The organism is Sulfitobacter sp. CB2047, assembly GCF_000735125.2.
In the GTDB taxonomy this organism is placed as follows: domain Bacteria; phylum Pseudomonadota; class Alphaproteobacteria; order Rhodobacterales; family Rhodobacteraceae; genus Sulfitobacter; species Sulfitobacter pontiacus.
Genome location: NZ_CP072613.1, coordinates 37,807 through 57,102 on the forward strand (window position 1 = coordinate 37,807; position 19,296 = coordinate 57,102).

The 19,296-nt window shown below is 61.3% G+C and carries 17 protein-coding genes; 8 read left to right on the forward strand and 9 right to left on the reverse strand.

The window, feature by feature from the left end:
• Nucleotides 1-32: 32 nt before the first annotated feature.
• Nucleotides 33-680: an NAD(P)H-dependent oxidoreductase gene (locus IV89_RS00180; RefSeq protein ID WP_181358617.1), complete on the reverse strand. Its 648-nt coding sequence runs from the start codon at nucleotides 678-680 to the stop codon at nucleotides 33-35.
• A 124-nt stretch (nucleotides 681-804) separates the two neighbouring features.
• Nucleotides 805-2,340, reverse strand: coding sequence for an AMP-binding protein (locus tag IV89_RS00185; RefSeq protein WP_037941397.1), 1,536 nt, complete (start codon nucleotides 2,338-2,340; stop codon nucleotides 805-807).
• 216 nt (nucleotides 2,341-2,556) lie between these two features.
• Between IV89_RS00185 and IV89_RS00190 the strand changes: the two genes are divergently transcribed.
• Both IV89_RS00190 and IV89_RS00195 read left to right on the forward strand, forming a co-directional pair.
• Nucleotides 2,557-3,423 (forward strand): bile acid:sodium symporter family protein, encoded by an 867-nt coding sequence (locus IV89_RS00190; protein WP_037941399.1) that lies wholly within the window; start codon nucleotides 2,557-2,559, stop codon nucleotides 3,421-3,423.
• A gap of 10 nt (nucleotides 3,424-3,433) precedes the next feature.
• Nucleotides 3,434-5,089: an FAD-binding dehydrogenase gene (locus IV89_RS00195; RefSeq protein ID WP_037941401.1), complete on the forward strand. Its 1,656-nt coding sequence runs from the start codon at nucleotides 3,434-3,436 to the stop codon at nucleotides 5,087-5,089.
• A 10-nt stretch (nucleotides 5,090-5,099) separates the two neighbouring features.
• Here IV89_RS00195 and IV89_RS00200 read toward each other — a convergent pair whose 3' ends face one another.
• The gene (locus tag IV89_RS00200; RefSeq protein WP_005848717.1) at nucleotides 5,100-5,735 is read right to left on the reverse strand and encodes a TetR/AcrR family transcriptional regulator; all 636 of its coding nucleotides are present in this window, start codon (nucleotides 5,733-5,735) and stop codon (nucleotides 5,100-5,102) included.
• Between the two features lie 213 nt (nucleotides 5,736-5,948).
• On the opposite strand from IV89_RS00200, the gene IV89_RS00205 reads away from it, so the two are divergent.
• Both IV89_RS00205 and IV89_RS00210 read left to right on the forward strand, forming a co-directional pair.
• Nucleotides 5,949-6,977 (forward strand): YeiH family protein, encoded by a 1,029-nt coding sequence (locus IV89_RS00205; RefSeq protein WP_051843790.1) that lies wholly within the window; start codon nucleotides 5,949-5,951, stop codon nucleotides 6,975-6,977.
• Complete coding sequence (locus IV89_RS00210) at nucleotides 6,977-7,852, forward strand: LysR substrate-binding domain-containing protein (protein WP_037941402.1); 876 nt, start codon at nucleotides 6,977-6,979, stop codon at nucleotides 7,850-7,852. Before IV89_RS00205 ends, IV89_RS00210 begins: the two co-directional genes overlap by 1 nt.
• A gap of 9 nt (nucleotides 7,853-7,861) precedes the next feature.
• Here IV89_RS00210 and IV89_RS00215 read toward each other — a convergent pair whose 3' ends face one another.
• Nucleotides 7,862-9,130 (reverse strand): GAF domain-containing sensor histidine kinase, encoded by a 1,269-nt coding sequence (locus IV89_RS00215; protein ID WP_037941403.1) that lies wholly within the window; start codon nucleotides 9,128-9,130, stop codon nucleotides 7,862-7,864.
• Nucleotides 9,131-9,327: 197 nt separating this feature from the next.
• Here IV89_RS00215 and nthA point away from each other — a divergent pair, with 197 nt between their 5' ends.
• From nthA to IV89_RS00230, 3 genes are read left to right on the forward strand one after another with little or no spacing between them, the layout of a single operon-like run.
• Nucleotides 9,328-9,954, forward strand: coding sequence for a nitrile hydratase subunit alpha (gene nthA, locus IV89_RS00220; RefSeq protein ID WP_037941404.1), 627 nt, complete (start codon nucleotides 9,328-9,330; stop codon nucleotides 9,952-9,954).
• Nucleotides 9,951-10,613, forward strand: coding sequence for a nitrile hydratase subunit beta (nthB, locus tag IV89_RS00225; protein ID WP_037941406.1), 663 nt, complete (start codon nucleotides 9,951-9,953; stop codon nucleotides 10,611-10,613). The genes nthA and nthB overlap by 4 nt, the downstream gene beginning before the upstream one ends.
• Nucleotides 10,610-10,936: a nitrile hydratase accessory protein gene (locus IV89_RS00230; RefSeq protein WP_005848710.1), complete on the forward strand. Its 327-nt coding sequence runs from the start codon at nucleotides 10,610-10,612 to the stop codon at nucleotides 10,934-10,936. The genes nthB and IV89_RS00230 overlap by 4 nt, the downstream gene beginning before the upstream one ends.
• A gap of 40 nt (nucleotides 10,937-10,976) precedes the next feature.
• Here the strand turns inward: IV89_RS00230 and IV89_RS00235 are convergent, their stop codons facing one another.
• The 3 genes from IV89_RS00235 to IV89_RS00245 form a co-directional block, all read right to left on the reverse strand.
• On the reverse strand, nucleotides 10,977-12,287 hold the full coding sequence (locus tag IV89_RS00235) for a TRAP transporter large permease (protein WP_005848709.1): 1,311 nt from the start codon (nucleotides 12,285-12,287) through the stop codon (nucleotides 10,977-10,979).
• Nucleotides 12,284-12,832 carry a TRAP transporter small permease gene (locus IV89_RS00240; protein WP_009824216.1) on the reverse strand — a complete coding sequence of 183 codons (549 nt, stop codon included), beginning with the start codon at nucleotides 12,830-12,832 and terminating at the stop codon, nucleotides 12,284-12,286. The genes IV89_RS00235 and IV89_RS00240 overlap by 4 nt, the downstream gene beginning before the upstream one ends.
• An 82-nt stretch (nucleotides 12,833-12,914) precedes the next feature.
• Nucleotides 12,915-14,066, reverse strand: a complete 1,152-nt coding sequence (locus IV89_RS00245) for a C4-dicarboxylate TRAP transporter substrate-binding protein (protein WP_005848706.1) — start codon at nucleotides 14,064-14,066, stop codon at nucleotides 12,915-12,917.
• Nucleotides 14,067-14,399: 333 nt separating this feature from the next.
• On the opposite strand from IV89_RS00245, the gene IV89_RS00250 reads away from it, so the two are divergent.
• Nucleotides 14,400-15,056, forward strand: a complete 657-nt coding sequence (locus IV89_RS00250) for a TetR/AcrR family transcriptional regulator (protein WP_037941409.1) — start codon at nucleotides 14,400-14,402, stop codon at nucleotides 15,054-15,056.
• Between the two features lie 9 nt (nucleotides 15,057-15,065).
• Here the strand turns inward: IV89_RS00250 and IV89_RS00255 are convergent, their stop codons facing one another.
• Nucleotides 15,066-18,125, reverse strand: a complete 3,060-nt coding sequence (locus IV89_RS00255; protein WP_037941411.1) for an efflux RND transporter permease subunit — start codon at nucleotides 18,123-18,125, stop codon at nucleotides 15,066-15,068.
• 3 nt (nucleotides 18,126-18,128) lie between these two features.
• A complete protein-coding gene (locus IV89_RS00260; RefSeq protein ID WP_037941413.1) occupies nucleotides 18,129-19,205 on the reverse strand; it encodes an efflux RND transporter periplasmic adaptor subunit in 1,077 nt (358 codons plus the stop codon).
• Nucleotides 19,206-19,296: the final 91 nt, after the last annotated feature.

The window sequence follows — 19,296 nt, forward strand, 5'->3', positions numbered from 1 at the left end:
AAAAGGGTGTTCGCCCCTTCGCCCCGCAATAATCATTCGATATGGGTGACCAGCGTTTCCGCCGACTTGCGTACCTTTTTCATCGGGGCCAGCCAGTCGGATTCCGCGTCGCGGTAGCCCAGAGGCAGCAGGATCACCGACCGCAGGCCGCGCTCTTTCAGGCCCAGAATCTCGTCTACCTTCGCTGGGTCGAAACCCTCCATCGGGGTGCTGTCGACCTCTTGTTCAGCGGCGGCAACCAGTGCCACCCCAAGCGCGATATAGGCCTGACGCGCGGCATGGGCGTAGTTTACCTCGGCATCGCGGGGCAGGTAGTTGTTTTTCAGGTTCTCGTAATAGGCGCTGAGCAAGGGCAGGTCGCCACGGGCTTCGACATTCAGATCGGTGACCGCGTCGATGCGGTCTTTGGTGTAGTTATCCCACGCCGCGAACACCAGCAGATGTGACCCTTCGGTGATCTGGGTCTGGTCGCTGGCGGCTTTCTGGATCTGCGCCAGCTTGTCGGGGTTGGTCACGACCAGGAGCTCGAAGGGCTGGGTGCCGCTTGAGGTGGGGGTCATGCGGATGGCTTCGACGATGGTGTCGACTTTTTCCTGAGGGACTTTCTTGGACGGGTCCATCTTCTTGGTCGGATAGCGCCAGTTCAACTGCTCTAGTAGGGTGCTGGTCATCGTGATCATCCTGTTTTTGGCCGCCTCGGGGCGGCGTGTGTACCGGCGCGATGTAGGAATCCCCGCGCCCCAACACAAGGAGACCGGCGCACTTCGCACCGGTCTTAGTTGGTGTAAGGGCGTCAGGTCAGGGTCAGATCGACCGGCCGGCCCCGTCCCAGTAGGGCGCACGCAGGCGGGGTTTGAAGATCTTGCCGCTGTCTTCGCGGGGCAGGGCCTCGTGGAAATCGACAATCCTTGGCGCTTTGAAACGGGCCAGTTTGCCGTCAAGGAAATCAAGCACCTTCTGTTTGTCGGCGCTATGCCCGTCGGCCAGTTCAACCGCCGCGACGATCTGTTCGCCAAATTCGGGGTCAGGCGCGCCAAAGACGGCGACATCGCGGATGAAAGGCGCGCGCATCAGCACCGCCTCGATCTCGGCGGGAAAGATATTGGCCCCGCCCGAGATGATCATGTCTTTCTTGCGATCCGTGATGAACAGGAACCCGTCCTCATCCACCGATCCCAGATCCCCGACAGAGAAATGCCCGTGCTTTTCAGCCGAGGCGCGGCTTTCGGGATCGTTGGAATAGTCGAACCCGCCGAAGGCATCCATACGGGCATAGATCTCGCCCACCTGACCGGCGGGCAGCTCGTTCCCATCGGGGTCAAGGATCATCAGCGTGCCGCCCATCTGCATCCGCCCTGCGGTGCCGGGCCGGGCCAAAGCGTCAGCCGAGGATACCATCGTCATGAACCCGATCTCTGTCGCGCCGTAGCTTTCCCAGAACACAGGCCCCCACCAGTCGATCATCGCTACTTTCAGGTCATGTGGCCACGGTGACCCCGTCGAGACGCAGAATTCCACCGAGGACAGGTCATATTTCGCCTTCACCTCTTGGGGGAGCTTCAGCATCCTGCTCATCATGGTGGGGACCAGATAGATATGGGTAATGCGCTGAGCCTCGATCGTGGCAAGGAAGCTTTCGGGGTCGAACTTGGGCGCGACAAAGGTCGACACGCCCGGGGTGACCAGCGCGGCAGAGGTCAGCGTTGACGGTGCCGAGTGATAGATCGGCGCTGCCGTAAAGAACCGCGACCCGGGTTTGAGCTGCAACATCTCGGTGCCCACGCGCGAAAGCACCTCTTCAAAGTCGCGCTTGGGCCCGCCCCCCAAACGCCGCACGCCCTTCGGCTTGCCGGTCGAGCCCGAGGTATAGCGCATCAGCGGGCGCATCATCTCGCGCGGGGTGATGGGGTCGGCGGCATCTACCAGCGCGGACCATTCCGGCGTCTCGGGGTCGGTCTTTGCGGCGGCGTCATCAATGCCATAGGCTTGACGCAGCGCTGTATCAGGGGTGACCGCGATGACCGTTCGCCCCTCAAGGGCGGGGCGCAGAGCGTCGATCAGGTCACGGTGGATGATCACGAACTGTGCGCCGCTGTCGTCACAAATGGCGCCGGCCTCTTCTGCCGCAGCGTGCCAGTTCTGCGCCACGATGACCGTGCCGGCCATGGCCGCAGCGCGCATAACCTCGAGCTGGGTCAGATCGTTGCGCATGATCAGCGCCACAGGCACATCCGCCCCCGCCCCCAGACGCGTCAACGCCGCAGCGCCCTGCGCCGCACGCTGTTCAAACGCCTCTCGTGCAAGCTTGCGATCAAAATCCGCAATCACCGTATCCGACATTAGATGTACTCCCATCGTGCCAATGCCCGCCCGCCACCTTCGGGCGCGCAGGTTGTTTCGTTCCCTTACGCTAAGGTAACCTTACTTTGGGGAAGGGTCCATCGGGGGCCCGTGCGCGACGTTACGGCAGAGCGGATTTCTCTTAGGTGAATCGGCACTTGACGGCTATACCGGAAATATATTCTGTTTTTCACAGATGTCTTGGGAGGGATAATCGTGGATGTACTGATTTCGGTCGTCTTGCCGCTTGGCTTGGCGTTTATCATGTTTACCTTGGGTGTCGGGCTGACACCTGCGGATTTCGCGCGTGTCGGGCAGCGGCCGCTTGCATTTTTCATCGGGGCGCTGAACCAAAGCATCCTGCTGCCGCTCGTGACCTTTATCTGTGTGCTGGCCTTCGGCATCCGCGCGGAAATGGCCGTGGGCTTCATGATCCTGGCGGCCTGCCCCGGTGGGGTGACCAGCAATGTGATCTCGAAGCTGGCGAAAGGGGATGTGGCGCTGTCGGTGTCGCTGACGGCGGTGATCAGCCTTGCCAGTGTGGTGACCGTGCCGCTGATTTTGGGCCTGTCGATGGGATATTTCATGGGCGATGCCGCGCCCAAGATCGATATCACCAAAACCGCTGTCACCATGTTTGCCCTGACAGTGGTGCCGGTCACGCTTGGCTTGGGCGCGCGGGCGATGGCCCCTGCCGCGATGACCCGGGCCGAGCCGAAGCTGAGCGCGGTGGCGACGATCCTGTTTGCGGTGATCGTGCTGGCTGCGCTGGCGGCGAATTGGGCGCTGTTTGTGGAAAATATCGTGGTGATCGGGCCCGCGCTGCTGGTCTTGCTGGCCGCGCTGACCACCATCGGCTTTGTCGTGCCGCGTCTGCTTGGCCGGTCGGTGACCGAGGCCAAGACCATCTCGGTCGAGACGGGGGTGCAGAACAGTACCCTGGGGATCGCCGTCGCCGCGATCATTGTCGGCGGCGAGGGTGGCTTCACCGCCTATGCGCTGCCGTCGGCTGTTTACGGCATCCTGATGTATCTGATCATCCTGCCCGTCGTTTTGAAATACCGCCGCATCGGCACAGCGTAAGGAGCTTTGCATGAACACCTCTGACGTTATTATCGTGGGCGGCGGTCTGGCCGGACTGGTCGCCGCAGCCGAACTGGCTGATCGTGGTAAACAGGTCACTCTCATCGATCAGGAACCCGAAGCCTTTCTGGGCGGGCAGGCCTTCTGGTCCCTTGGCGGGCTGATGCTGATCGACAGCCCCGAACAGCGCCGGATGGGCATCAAGGACAGCCGCGAACTTGCGCTGCAAGACTGGATGGGATCGGCGCAGTTCGACCGACCCGAAGACGCATGGCCGCGCAAATGGGCCGAGGCCTATGTCGATTTTGCCGCAGGCCCGATGCGCAGCTGGCTGTACGATATGGGGATGCGGTGGTTTCCCGTCGTGGGATGGGCCGAACGCGGCGGCAGCTTTGGGTCGGGTCACGGCAATTCGGTGCCGCGCTTCCATCTGACCTGGGGTGTTGGGCCCGGAACAATGGAACCATTCGAACGCCGCGTGCGGGAACACGAACAGGCCGGTCGCATCACGCTGAAATTCCGCCATCGCTGTTCGCATATCATCATGGAAAACGGTGCCGCGGTCGGTGTCTCGGGCGAGGTGCTGGCGACGGACGGGGCATCGCGCGGGCAAAAGACCAACCGTGATATCGTGGGCGATTTCGAACTGCGCGCGCCCTCTGTCGTTGTCACCTCTGGCGGGATCGGCGGAGATTTCGAGCTGGTGCGCAAGTCATGGCCGACGGCACGTCTTGGCCCGGCCCCGAAAGAGATGATCGCCGGCGTGCCCGCCCACGTCGATGGCCGCATGATCGCCATCAGCGAGGCGGCGGGCGGCCAGCTGATCAACAATGACCGCATGTGGCACTATACCGAGGGCGTGAAGAACTGGGACCCGATCTGGCCCAACCACGGTATCCGTATCCTGCCCGGCCCGTCGTCGATGTGGTTCGATGCAAAGGGCAACCGCTTTCCCGCGCCGTCGCTGCCGGGGTTCGACAGTCTGGGGTCTTTGAAGATGATCCTTGATACGGGCTTTGATTATTCGTGGTTCATCACGACGCAGAAGATCGTGAAAAAGGAATTTGCCCTGTCAGGGTCAGAGCAGAACCCCGATTTCGCCGACAAAAGCTGGGTCAAAGTCTTGCAGCAACGTATCCTGAACAAGGCCGCGACCCCCGCCGTCGAAGCCTTCAAGGAGCATGGCGAGAATTTTGTGGTCGCCCAAACATTGCCCGAGCTCATCGCCAAGATGAACGGGATGGAGGGGAATGATCTGTTGTCGCTTGACAAGATCGAGGCCGAGATCAGGGCTCGCGACAGTCAGGTCGATAACAACTTCACCAAAGACGCGCAGATCATGGCGATCCATGCGGCGCGGAACTATCGCGGCGACAAGCTGCAACGCACGGCGAAACTGCACAAGATCCTCGACCCTGAAAACGGCCCGTTGATCGGGGTCAAGCTGAACATCATCACGCGCAAAACTCTGGGCGGGTTGCAGACCAATCTTGACAGCCAGATGCTGGATGCCTCTGGCACGCCGATCCCGGGACTGTTCGCGGCGGGCGAGGTCGCCGGTTTTGGCGGCGGTGGGTATCACGGGTATAACGCGCTTGAGGGGACGTTTCTGGGCGGCTGCATCTTTTCGGGGCGGCAGGCGGGGCGGGCGGATACCATCCCCTGACCCGCAGGCGCTAATCCGACAGGTATTGCGCCAGATAATGCTCAAGCACTTTGGTCAGCTCTTGCGAATAGGGGCGAGAGCTGCGCCGATCCGCCTGCGCCGCGACCAGATCTTCCATCGCAAGGGAGATCTGGATCGTGGTTTTGGCCACCACCACCGGATCGCCGCCCTGAAACCCGTCGGCACCGCTTTCCCATCTGTTGCATAGAAAGCGGACCAGATCATCGTGGTCGTCATCCTCGATCGCGAGCGGCCCGCGTTTCGTCGCGAAATGCAGCAGGAGGGGGCGGTAGTAGGGATGCCGCGCCAGATAGCTGCGCTGCACATCCAGCACGGCACGCAACCGGTCCCGCCATGTCGTATGGGCGTGAACATCATCAAGGCTGGCAAAAAGCTTGGCGCGTAATTCATTGGCGGTCTGCGAATAGAGCTCAAGCAGCACGTCATCAAGCGTGGGAAAATACCGATAGATAGAGCTGACAGGCACCTCGGCACGGGTCGCGATGGCGGTGGTGGTGAGGTCTTGCAACCGGTTCTCGGCCAGCAGCGCCGCCGTGGCGTTCAGGATGACATGCACGCGGGTCACCGCACGCGACTGGCGCGGCGTTTCACGGGTCCGCAGGGGGCCAAAGATGATCGGGACCATGGGTTTCCCTTTCTGCGCAGCGATGCCGGTTTCGGCAGTCCCTTAACGATAGGGGCGCAGAACCCCAAGCGTAAAGAGAGACGCTGCATCAAGCGACTGCCTCGGCCTAACTAATCAATCACCCATTCCGATCATTTGGACAATTATAATCCGTTGGATTGATGTATCGGAATGGCCGATAGTGCACAGGACACGACGATACTTAGGCACGCTATGACTGATACGACCCTCTCTGACCTTGTCCACGCCGATAAAACCACGCCATCGATCTGGCCGGGTCTGGCGCTTGCCGCCATGATCGCCGCGCTGGCCTTTGCGCTGCGGTATCTGCCGGGGGTGGGGATGCTGAGCCCGTTGATCCTCGCGATCCTTCTGGGCATGGCGCTGCGCAATACTCTTGGCACACCCGAGGTGGCGAAGGCAGGGCTTGCGATCAGCATGCGACCGGTGTTGCGGGCGGGGATTATCCTGATGGGGTTGCAGCTGACACTGGGGCAGGTTGCGGCTGTCGGCTGGGTGGGGGTCGCGGTGATCGCGCTTTCGCTGGTGCTGACCTTCGGGTTCACCACATGGCTGGGCCGCGTGCTGGGGGTGGATGCCAAGCTGACGCAGTTGATCGCGGCGGGCACGTCGATCTGCGGGGCCTCTGCCGTGATTGCAACCAATACCGTAACCCGTGGCCGCGACGAAGATGTCGCCTATGCGGTGGCCTGCGTGACGATTTTTGGCTCGCTCTCCATGATCCTGCTGCCCTTGGCTGAAAACTGGTTGACCCTTGGCCCGCGCGGCTTTGGCCTTTGGACCGGTGCGTCGATCCACGAGGTCGCCCAGGTCGTTGCCGCCGCCTTCCAGCGCGGAGAGGAGGCCGGCGAGTTCGGCACGATTGCCAAGCTCACGCGGGTGATGATGCTTGCCCCGATGATCCTGTGTCTGGGCGCCTTTGCCGCGCGGCGGCGTCAGGGGCAAGGCGGTGGCGGCAAGGCCCCGATCCCGTGGTTTGTTTTCGGGTTCATCGCGATGGTCGGCGTGGCCTCGACCGGATGGGTACCGCAGGCGGTGCTGGACCCCGCGACCGGTGTGACGCAATTCCTGCTGGCGATGGCGCTTGCGGCAATGGGGCTTGAGACCGATCTGCGCAAACTTGCTGCGGCGGGGGGGCGTCCGGCCTTGCTGGGGGCGGCGGCTTGGGTCTTTATCATGGGGGTCAGCCTTGCGCTGATCATCCTGACGGGGGCCGCCTGATGACACTGGACCAGTTGCGCATATTCGTTGCCGTGGCAGAGCGTGAACACATGACCCGCGCCGCCGAAGCATTGAACCAGACCCAAAGTGCGACCAGCGCTGCCATCGCCGCGCTGGAAGAGCGTCATAACCTGCGCCTTTTTGATCGTATCGGGCGGCGGATTGTGCTGACCGATGCGGGGCGCGATTTTCTGGGCGAAGCCCGCGCCGTTCTGGCCCGCGCCGCCATCGCCAGCCAGCGGCTGGATGATCTGGCGGGGGTGAAACGCGGAAAGCTGCGGCTTGCGGCAAGCCAGACGGTCGCGAACTACTGGCTGCCCGCGGTGATCGCGCGGTTCCGCGAGGCGCACCCCGAGATCGCGCTGACGGTGCGGATCGGCAACAGCGACGACGCCGCTCGCGCGGTCGAGGCATTGGAAGCTGACATCGGCATTATCGAAGGGGACTGCCAGCTCACCACACTCCGCGCTAAGGCGGTGGCGGGGGATACGCTGCGGTTGGTGTTCCCAAGCGGTGCCGCGGGGGGCGATCTTTCGCCCGAACGCTTGCGGCAGACCCCCTGGATCCTGCGTGAAGCAGGGTCGGGCACGCGCGACAGTTTTCTGCAGTGGCTCGGGCGGCAGGGTTTGGGGCTGGAGGAACTGGAAAGCACGCTAGAGCTTCCGTCAAACGAGGCGGTGTGCAGCGCGGTCGAAGCGGGCATCGGTGCCGCGCTGCTGTCCGATCTGGTGGTCCGCAGGTCGATCGAGGCGGGGCGGATGGTCGACGTGCCCATCGACACCCCGCAGCGACAGTTTCACATCCTGACCCATGCCGAACGCCAGCCAAGCGCGCTTGAGGCCCGGTTCATACACCACGCCGAGACAAGCGCTTAAGCGCGCCTCCTAGATAAGCTTCTGCCGCGCATCAGGGACAGTGGCGGGCGCCATCTTGGCGGCCTGAATCATCGCGATCTTGCACCGCCATGCGGGCAGGCGGATGACGGCGCGGCTGTGATCCGCTTCTGCGTGGACCTCGAAATCGCCGCCGTGCATCTCGACCAGCTTGCGGGTCAGGGGCAGCCCCAGACCCAGCCCGCCCTTGGTCGCGCGGTGGTCCAGCGACCCGCCCACGACAAAAGGTTTGTAAAGTTCGGCCAGTTCGACATGTTCGTCGAAACTGCCGTTGTCCCGCACCGAAATCTCGATATTCCCGTCCATGTCCTGAAACGTCTCTAGGCTGATGTCGGTCCCGCCGTGCATCACGGCATTCAACACCAAGGCCGTGACGGCAAGCTCGATCTGTTCGGCGTCCACATGCAGCGTATCCAGCATCACAGTATCACGAAGCGTGACCGTTTTGGCCGCCACATCCGTGGTGGGGAACTGCAACCCTGCAACCGCGCTCAGGATCGCGGCAAGGTCGCAGTTTTGTTCGTTCAACCGCAGCTCGCCGGTGCTGGCGTTACTATAGGACAGGATCGTTTCAATCAGTTTCGTCAGGTGATCCACCGACCGACGGGCCGAATGGATCAGCGTGGGGTTGGTGCCGGTGCTTGCTGTCGCCTCCAACAGCTTGAGACTGCCGAAAAGCACGGTCAACGGCGTGCGCAACTCGTGCCCGACCAAGGTCAGGAAGGCTGATTGCGCGGTTTTATCCTGCTGCACCTCGGGGGCTTCGGGTTGGCTCCGCTCTAGTGCTGCAACGACGATACGACCCAGATCGGTGAGCAGGGCAATCTGCTTTTCCGAAGGGTATTCATGGGGCTTCAGGTCCAGCGCACACAGGCTTCCAAAGCGGTGACCGGAGGAGAGGATAAGCGGCACACCCGCGTAATAGCGCGCCTCCGGCCCGCCCTTGGCGACCATCGGGTGCCGTTCAAAGCGGGCGTCCTTGCTGAGGTCGGGCACGATCATCGGCGCATCGGACATAATGGTGTGCGCACAAAAACCGGTGTCCTTGGGCATGGGGTCCAGATGCATGCCAACAACGGATTTATACCACTGGCTGTCCTCTTCGACCACGCTGATATGCGCAATCGGGCAGTCGAGCAGGGTGCGCGCCGCCTCGCATATCGTGTCAAACAACGCTTCGTTTTGTGCGGTCAGTCCCGGAATATCAAAAACGGCGCGCAGGCGGGCTTCTTCGTTAAAGGGGATCGGATAGGTTCTCATGCGGGGCTCCTTGGCTTTGGGTCAACTTGGTTAACAAATTAGGCATTCCTGCGGTCGCTTCGTGTCAGGACGGGGGGATAAGTAAGGTATGTTGACGTCACGGAAGTCACGGTGGGCCGCCCACACATATGGTGGTTTCCAATCGCGGCGTTCCCTCCTATCGTTGCATCAACACGCAGGGCGAAGGGGGCGGAACGATGACATCCCACGGGCATGATCACGACGGCGATCATTCACATCTGACAGAAACCGAGGCGCGGGTGAGGGCGCTGGAAAGCCTGCTGAGCGCTAAGGGCTATATCGACAGCGCGGCGGTGGACCGTATCATCCAGACCTACGAGACCAAGATCGGCCCACGCAACGGCGCGCATGTGGTGGCGAAATCATGGGTAGAGCCGGAATTCGAGGCATGGCTAAGGCGCGATTCCTCTGCAGCGATCCATTCGCTTGGGTATCATTCCCGTCAGGGCGAGCATATCGAAGCGGTGTTCAACTCGGACGAGGTGCATCATCTGGTCGTCTGCACGCTGTGCTCTTGCTACCCGTGGTCGGTGCTGGGGCTGCCGCCGACGTGGTATAAATCGCCTCCCTTCCGGTCGCGGGCGGTGATTGATCCGCGTGGGGTGCTGGCGGAGTTCGGCGTGATCCTTGATCCGGCAACGCGGGTGGAGGTGCATGATTCAACCGCCGAGATCCGCTATCTCGTGATCCCGCAGCGCCCCGCAGGAACCGAAGGTTATTCGTTGGAACAGTTGGCCGATCTGGTGACCCGCAATGCGATGATCGGGACAGGGCTGGCGCGCGCGCCGCAGGTGGCATCATGAACGGCGGGGCGGACCTTGGCGGGATGATGGGCTTTGGCCCCGTGGTGCAAGAAGAGGACGAACCGCTGTTTCACGCCCCCTGGGAGGCCCGCGCACTTGGTATCGTGGTGGCGCTTGGGGCCTGCGGGCAGTGGAATATCGATGCTGCGCGATCCGCGCGCGAGGATATGCATCCGGGCGATTATACCCGCACGCCCTATTACGCGATCTGGCTGAAAGCGGCCAAGCGGTTGATGGTGGAAAAGGGGATGCTCACCGAGGCAGAGATCGCGCAATCGGTGCCGCTGACACCCGCCGCGCCGATCAAACGCAAGCTTGCTGCCGAAGATGTCGACGCCATGTTGGCGGCCGGTGGTCCGGCGGACCGACCCGCGACAGGGACCCCGGCGTTTGCCGTCGGGGATCAGATCAGAACGATCAACAACCATCCCGCAACCCACACCCGTATGGCACGCTATGCCCGCGACAAGATCGGCACGATCACCAAGGTGCACGGGTTTCACGTCTTTCCCGATAGCAATGCGCAAGGGCAGGGCGAGGATTCGCAATGGCTGTATCAGGTGGCCTTTTCGGCGCGCACGCTTTGGGGCGATCAGGCGCGCGCGGATGACAGCGTGACCCTTGATCTGTGGGAACCCTATCTAAGGACCGTATCATGACCCTGCCCGATCTTTCGCTATTGCCCGATATTGCGTTGTCGGATGATGAACCGGTGTTTGACGCGCCGTGGCAGGCGCAGGCCTTTGCGATGGCGGTGTCCCTGCATCAATCGGGGGCCTTTACATGGGCCGAATGGGCGCAGGCGTTGACCGCAGAGGTGCATTCAGGGACAGAGCGTGACTACTACCAGCACTGGCTGACTGCGCTGGAAAAGATCGTGGCGCAAAAGCAGCTGACAACGGCGGGCGAGCTGGCGGCATGTAAAGACGCATGGCACGAAGCTGCGGCACGGACGCCTCACGGGCAGGCCATCACGCTGTGAAGGGCTCCGGCGCGGAAATCTCCGCGCCGGAGGCGATGTCTTAGCGGCCGACCCAATCGGGCAGGAACATCACGATATCGGGCACGGCAATCAACGCCGCCACGATCAGCAGATCAACGATGACGAACCAGAACACACCCTTGAAGATCGTGGACAGCGACGCGGTATTGCCGACCACACCTTTGATCACAAAGACATTCATCCCCATGGGCGGCGTGATCATTCCGATTTCGAGCAGCTTGACCAGCACCACGCCGAACCACAGCAGGCTATAGCCCGTCTCTTCGACGATGGGCAGAACGATAGGCAAAGTCAGCAACATCGCACCGACGGGCTCCAGCATCATGCCAAGCGCGAGATAGACGCAAACGATGCCGATCATGATCAACAGCGGCGCGGCACCAAAGCCCAGGATCGCATCGGACAGCGCGTCCCCGATCCCCGACAGCGCCAGAAAGCGTGTCAGCAGGCTGGCACCCACGGCGATGATCAGCAAAGCGGCGGTGGTGGTCAGCGTTTCGGTGATCGCCATGCGCAGTGCCTTGAACGTCAGCGTGCGGTACAGCAGGGCGACAATGGTCGACAGCATGGCCCCGATGGCACCCGCTTCGGTCGGGGTGAACGCCCCGCCAAACAGACCCGCGAACACACCGATCACGATCAGCAGCACCGGCCATGTCTGACCCAATGCCTTGATCTTTTCCGCGCGCGTCGCGCTGATCTGGACCGGAGGTGCAAGATCAGGGTTCATCTTCACCCGCACGAGGATCAGCACGATATAGGCGACCAGCGTGATCACCCCGACCACCAGACCCCCCAGGAACAGGGCACTGACCGACTGGCGCGAGATGATGCCGTAAAGGATCATCAGGATGGATGGCGGGATCAGGGCACCAATGGTGCCCGCCGCCGCAACGGTGCCCGTCGCCAGTTCGGGGCTGTACCGGTGACGCACCATTTCAGGCACCGCGATTTTACCCATCGCCGCAGAGCAGGCGACCGAGGATCCGGTCACAGCGGCAAAACCCGCGCAGCCAAAGACCGACGCAATCGCAAGGCCGCCCGGCAGGCTCGACAGCCAGATTTGCGCAGCGTTGAACAGCCCCTGCGTCAGCCTTGTATGATAACAGATGAACCCCATGAACAGGAAGGCGGGGATAGAGCTCAGCACCCATGAATTGGCAAAGCTATAGGGCACGATCCCGAGGCTACCCCAAGCGATGTTCCAGTTGAACATGGACCAAAGCCCGCCAAAGGACACGGCGATCAGCGAGATGCCAATCGGGATACGCATCAGGATCATCGCCAGCAGGATCGCGATAAAGATGCCTGCGATTTGTAACTCGGTCATTGTGCATCTCCGCCGGCTAGATAGGGGTCTTCAACCTGCAAGGCGTTCAACCCGTGGGGGCGGCCGGTAAGGTGACAGATGAATTTCCACGCGGCGACGATCGACATCAGGCCAAAGCCTAAGGGCAGCGCCAGATAGGTGGGCCATGTGGTCACCTTCCCGCCTGCCTCGATCGAATAGGAGCCGCCGATAAATTTAGCCAAAGCCTCGTCTCCGGTGCGGATCGCGACGGTGGCAGTCACGATGCAGGTCAGCAGCAAGGCCAGCCCCGCGAGAAAGCTTTGTACTTTGGTGGGAAACCTTTCGACCAGCAGTTCAACGGCGATGTGGCTGTCGTTTTGCTCCACCGCGGCGAGAGGCAGAAAGGCGATCGCGACCATATAAAAGGCCGAGACGTAAAGAATAGTAGAGTTCAGCGGCGTATCGAACGCAAAGCGCATGACCACGTCGATGGTGACATGGGCAACCAGCATCAGAACAATGATACCAGCCAGCGAAGCGGTCAACGTGATCACCGCAGAGATCACTGACGCGATAAGTTTCATCGGAGTATCCGTTTGCAAAAGGGGCCGTCGGGGGGCCACGCGCATCGGCGCAGCACCCCGTTGTGATCAGCGGATGGGCGGCTTACTGCGCGTAAGTCGCTGGGTCCACTTTGGAAATCACCTGATCCCAGATCACTTGGTTCAACGCGTCAGCGCTGTCCACGTCGACCACCAGATCGTTCCACTTGGCCAACAGCGGCTCGAAATCGGCGGCGATTTCATCGGCCCGCGCAACGTCATAAGTGTCTTTGAACAGGGCGGAAACGGTCTTGAGGTCCTGACGGCTGAATTCCTTGACCGCTGCCAGCAGCTCTGCGTCGGGTTCGTGGATGTTGATCCCGGCCCCGCGCGCATGTTCGATCGCCGCGGCATCGTCGGTGTAGAAGTTCCATGTGGTATGCGCCGTCATCTGGCTGCCACCCCACAGCAGGGCTTCGCGCGATGCGTCGTCCATGCCCTTCCAGCGGTCCGCATTCACGTTCGCCGAGGAAACGCCCGCAAACACACCGCCCGGTACGGCCAGCGTGATGTCGGTGACGACCTCGTGCAGGTTGTAGTTTGTCAGCTCGGGCGCGGACAGCATGGCGCAGTCGATGATGCCTTGATCCAGCGCTTCATAGGCTTCGGAAACGGGCAGACGCACGCCTTGGGCGCCGAAAGCTTCGGCGAAACGCACGAAACCCGCACCACCGGCACGCAGACGCAGACCGTTCAGGTCTTCGACGGAGGTGACTTTGACGTCCTTGCACAGCAGGTTGTACAGCGGGGTCACGCCGCCGCCGGTATAGACCTGATTTTGTGCGCTATATTCTTCCAGACACTCGGGGCATTTGGTGAAGGTGTATTCGACCATCGCGCCGGTGAAGGCCAGCGGCTCTTTACCTGTGGGTTTTTCAACAAGGTTCACCAGCAGGTTCATCTCGTGCAGGAAGAGGTTGGTGGAATATTCCGCCGGGTAGTAGGGCGGCAGCACAAAGCCGACATCCGCCAGACCGTCGCGCACACCGGGCGAGGTTTCAGGCAGGCTCAGCAGGGACATCGCGAAACCGGTTACGTCGACTTCACCGTCAGAGCGTTCGGCCACGGCTTCGGCATAGGCGTCAACGGCCAGACCGATGGCAGAGTTATTCGGATAGCCGTAGGCAAAGTTCAGACGCTCTTTAGCGCTGGCCTGACCGGCGATGGCAACAGCAGCGACCAATGCGGTGACTGCGACGGATGATTTATAAGTCATGTATGTCCTCCCAAACATATATTTAGGGTCACGCAACCGCGCAAAATGCGTGGTTGCCCCTTGATTTTCGGTACTCGGCACACCGTCCATTCCCACGGTCTGATGTGTTGAGCCTGTGATTTCCCGGCCCAACATTCCGAGTAGTATGTTACTCTCGTAACAGGGCGCGCAGGTGTCAATAGCTGTCGGTGATGTAAGTGCGCTAACGGATAATTACGGGGGGTCCGGTGACGCAACGGCTTGTCACAACCGTTTTTTTCGGCTCAGTATTCACGCTACACGGGCAAAACCCCCCGTTCTTTACTGCGCACCCGCTGTCAAAGGCTGAACCGAATGGACGAACACATCGATGACGACACGCTGACGGACGCCACCGAGGGTGCCGCGCCCAAGCCCGACAGCCGCCGTGAGATCATCGAGGCGGCGGCGCAGTGCTTTATGCTCAAGGGGCTCGACAAGGCGACGATGGACGATATCGCCGATGTTCTGGGTGCGACCAAGGGGCGGGTGTACCACCATTTCCGGTCCAAGAACGCGATCTATTTCGCGGTGTACCGACAGGCGATGCAATATTGTTTTGACGCGGTTACCCCGCTGATATCATTGGATACTTCCAGCATCAGCAAGCTTGAATTGATGGCCCATGCCCATGCGCGGGTGATGATGGATACACTGCCCTATCAGCGCAGTATCCGCTTGGGCGTAGAGGTCTATTTGCGCGGCTCCACCACAGAGGCAGAGCGCGGCGTGCTGCGCGAGCTGATTACCCTGCGCAACGACTATGAAAATCTCTACCGCGAGGTGCTGCGCGCGGGTGTGGCGCAGGGGGAGTTGGACGTGCCCAACATCGAAATCGCCAGCCGTGCGTTGATGGGTGCATTGAACGGGCTGGTTGACTGGTACCGTATCCGTCCCGATCAATCCGAGGGGGAGCGCGACGCGCTGGCCCGTGCTTTGGCGCATGCCGTGGTGCATGGCACCACGGCATAATCCGTTTTCCTAGGCCGGTTTGGCCGCCGCATCCGCGCGCCGCTCTTTCGCGAGATAGGTGTGATATAGCGCCGGTACACCGATCAGTGTCAGAACAGAGGCAAACCCCAAACCGCCCATAATCGTCACCGCCATCGCGGCAAAGAACGAATCGGCCAGCAACGGCACCATCCCGAGGATCGTTGTGACCGCCGCCAGAACCACAGGGCGCAAACGGCTGACACTGGCGGTGACAATGGCGTCATGCTGGTTCAGGCCGTTTTCTTTTTGCACGTCGATCTCTTCGACCAGAACAATGGCATTCTTGATCAACATACCTGATAGCGACAGCAGCCCCAGCAGCGCGGTAAAGCTAAACGCCAACCCCGAGAACAACAGCCCCAGTGCCGCCCCGTTGATCGCCATGGGCACAATGGTCCAGATCACCGCCGTCTGACGCAGTTTGCCGAACAGCAGGATGGTGATCAGCAACATGGTCCCGAAGCTCAGCGGCATCTGCTTGCCAAGCGAAGCCTGCGCGTCGCCCGCGTTCTCGAACTCTCCGCCCCATTCAAGGGTATAGCCGACCGGCAGCTCGATCTCTTCGATCAGCGGGCGGATCTGCGGGAAGACGGTGGGCGGGGTGACGCCTTCGATGACGTTGGCCTGTACCGTGATCGTCTGCACGCGGTTGCGCCGTTCGATCACCGCGTTTTCGGCGGTGACCTTGAACCCGTCGATCACTTGGCTCAGCGGCAGGTAGTCCCCAAGCGCGGCGGAATAGACGATCTGGTCGGGCAGCTGCCCGTTGCTCGCGGATTCCGCACGTGGCACCCGCACGATGATGTCGATCAGCCGGTCCCGTTCGCGGTAGGTGCCCGCCGTGATCCCATTGGTCGACAGGGCAATCGCATCCGCCACATCGCTGCGCCCGATGCCCACGGCCTGCGCACGATCCTCCGCATAGACAGGGCGGGTCACAAGCACTTTCTCGCGCCAATCGACATGTTCGGTATGCAGCAGCGGGGTCGCGTCACGCAGGATATCCTCTGCCTGATCGGCCAGATCGCGCAGCACTTCGGGGTCAGGGCCAGAAAAACGCGCCTCAATATCCGACCCGCCACCGGGGCCGAAAATGATCCGCTTGGTCTGAACCTCTGCCCAAGGCAGCGCGTTGATCGCGAACTGGTCAAGCTCGGCGCGCAGGGCGGGGATTGCGTCAGCCGAGGTGGCGCGCACCACCAGCTGCCCGATCGAAGGGTCGCTGTCCCCGGGCGTGTAGGTCAGAACATAGCGCGTCAGGCCGGCACCGATGGTCGTCGTCACCGTGTCCACGTCGTCGCGCGCGAGCAGCCAATCCTCGATCACCGCAAGATCGCGGGAGGTCGACTGGATAGAGCTACCTTGCTCCGCCTTATATTCAAAGTAGAACAACGGCGTGTTGGACGCAGGGAAGAACTGCTGTTTGACCTGACCAAAGATCATCACACAGGCCACCGTGGTGCCGATCAGGCCGGCAAACACCAGCCAGCGGAACCGCAGCACCAGCCGGACAAGGTTGCCATAGCTGCGGAAAATCGGGCCGTTATACCCGCTGTCGTCATCCGCCAGCCCGCCGATCTTCAGCATATAGTGCCCCAGCAAAGGCGTCACAGTCACCGCCACGATCCACGACATCAACAACGAGATCGCGATCACCGCAAAAAGCGAGAACATGAATTCGCCCGTGGCGTCAGGCGACAGACCGATCCCGGCAAAAGCCATGATCCCGATGACCGTGGCACCCAGCAGGGGGATCTGCGTATTCTGCGCCGCGGTATCCGCGGCGGCGACCGAGGGCCGCCCCTTGCGCATTTCCTGTTGCATACCCTCGGCGATGACGATGGCGTTATCCACCAGCATCCCCATCGCGATGATCAAGGCCCCAAGGCTGATCCGTTCAACTTTGACGCCGAACAGATACATGAAGAAAAACGTGGCCAGCACGGTCAGCAAAAGCGATACGCCCACAACAACCGAGGCGCGGACCCCCATGAACAGCGCGAGCACCCCGATCACCACGCCCACGGACATGGCAAGAGACAAAAGGAAGCTGTTGTTGGCTTCGTCCACGACGCGGTGTTGTTCGTAGATCGGCGTGATCTCGACCCCGACGGGAAGGAAAGTTTGCAAGGTCTCAAGCTGCGCTTCGACGCGTTTGCCGACCTCGACGATATTTTCCGATTCCAGTCCCGAAACGCCAAGGGTGAAGACCTCTTGCCCGTCTTGACGCAAAAGATGGTCGGGGGCGTCCACACGGCCCCGCGACACGGTTGCCACGTCCAGCAGGTTCAGCACCTCGCCCTGAAAGCCGAAGGTCAACGCGCTGATTTCATTGACACTATCATCGCCCGAAGGACCGTCGATCCGCAGGTTGGTATCGCCAGTTTCGACAAAGCCGGTGGGGTTGATCGCTGTGGATTCACTGATCGCGCCGATGATCACGCTGGGATCGATGCCAAGCTGTGACATCTTTTGCGACGCTGGTTCGACAAAAATCGCCTCTTCCGGCAGCCCGTCGATATCGACATTAGCAACACCGTCGACCGTCAGCAGGTCACGCCGGATAAAGGTCGCGATCTCCCAGATCTCGGAATCCGAAAAGCCGGGGGCGGAGACGGCATATAGGATACCGAAAACATCGCCGAAGTCGTCGTTCACCTGTGACGGATAGGCCCCCGAGGGCAGTGAGCTTGCCGCGTCAGACACACGATCCCGCAGATCATCCCAGACCTGTGGCAGCTCGGTCCCGTCGTATTCATCCTGCATCTCGACTTCGATGACCGACAGACCGTGGGTGTTGCGCGAGGTGACGGTCTTGACCTCGTCCATCTGCTGGATTTCAGCCTCTAGCACCTCAGAGATTTCGGTCGCCACCTCTGCCGCGCTGGCACCGGGATAGGCGGTGGCGACGATGGCGGATTTCAAGGTAAAGCTCGGGTCTTCCAGCTTGCCGACCGACAGGTAGCCAAACACACCCCCAAACAGGGCAAAGAGGATGAAAATCCACGTATAAAGCGGATTTTCAATGGAGAAACGTGCGATTTTCATAGTTTACTCGATGCTCAACCCGTTGAAGGGGCGCACGGTGTCGCCCTCGCGCAGCAGCTGTGTGCCAGCGCCGACAACCAGGGTGCCCGGCTCAAGCCCCGTGGCGATGATATCTGTGCCGGTATTGGAGGACACGTCGACGTTGACCCAGCTGACCTGACCCTGTTCGCCGGTCTCGTCAGGGGTATAGACCATGACCCGCGCCTGATCGTCCGCCATGACCACGGCAGAAGGGGGCAGGGTCGTTGCAGTGTCGTCACCTGCCGCGATCCGCGCGGTGACGCTCATCGATGCGCCGGGGATCAGTTTCGGTGTGACCCGATCAGAGGGGAGCGCCAGCGTCACGCGGTAGCTTTGCCCGATGCTTTGCGTTTCGGCGTTGAACTCGCGCAATTCAAGCGGCACACCACCGGCAAATAGCGGCGACGTGCCGGTAAATTCGACGTCAGCCGTGTTTGAATACATCTGGAACATCTGCTCGGGAACGTCGATCTCGACCCGCACTTCCGACATGTCATGCAGTCGCACAATGGCCTGACCCGGAGAGACATTGGCATAATTCGGTGTCAGACGCGAGGCGACCAAGGCGCGAAACGGGGCGATCAGCGTCGCGTGGTCCAGCGCCTCGCGGGCCTCGCTCAACGCGATCCGCGCCAGATCGCGGGCGGTTTCCGTGTCCTGTGCCTGTGCGGTGGACACGGCATTGCTTTTGGCCAGCGTTTGCGAGCGTTCGAAATCCCGTTCGGCTTGAGTCAACTGCACCTCGGCACGTTGTACCGCGCGTTCAAACGGCACCGGGTCCAGCGCCGCGATCTGCACGCCTTCTTGCAGGAACTGCCCTTCTTGGGCGTCGAACATCACCATGCGGCCGCCGACCTCGAACGACAGGTCCACTGTTTCCAGCGCTGCAATCTTGCCGAAAAAGACCCGCTGCACCTGCGACGCGGCACCGCCCGCCTCTATCAATTTGACCGACCTGATCGGCGCGGGCGTGCCCGAGGGGGTCAGGTCATCTGCGTCCTGTGCAACAAGAGGCGTCGCAAGGGTGGCGCATAAAAGAACGGAAATCAGCTGCTTCATGTCAAAGGCCTTTCGAGTACTGGGCGGTACTTACGCGCAGTGACGTACAGTTCAACCCCCCTTGGTACCGTTCAGCACTTTTATTTCACCC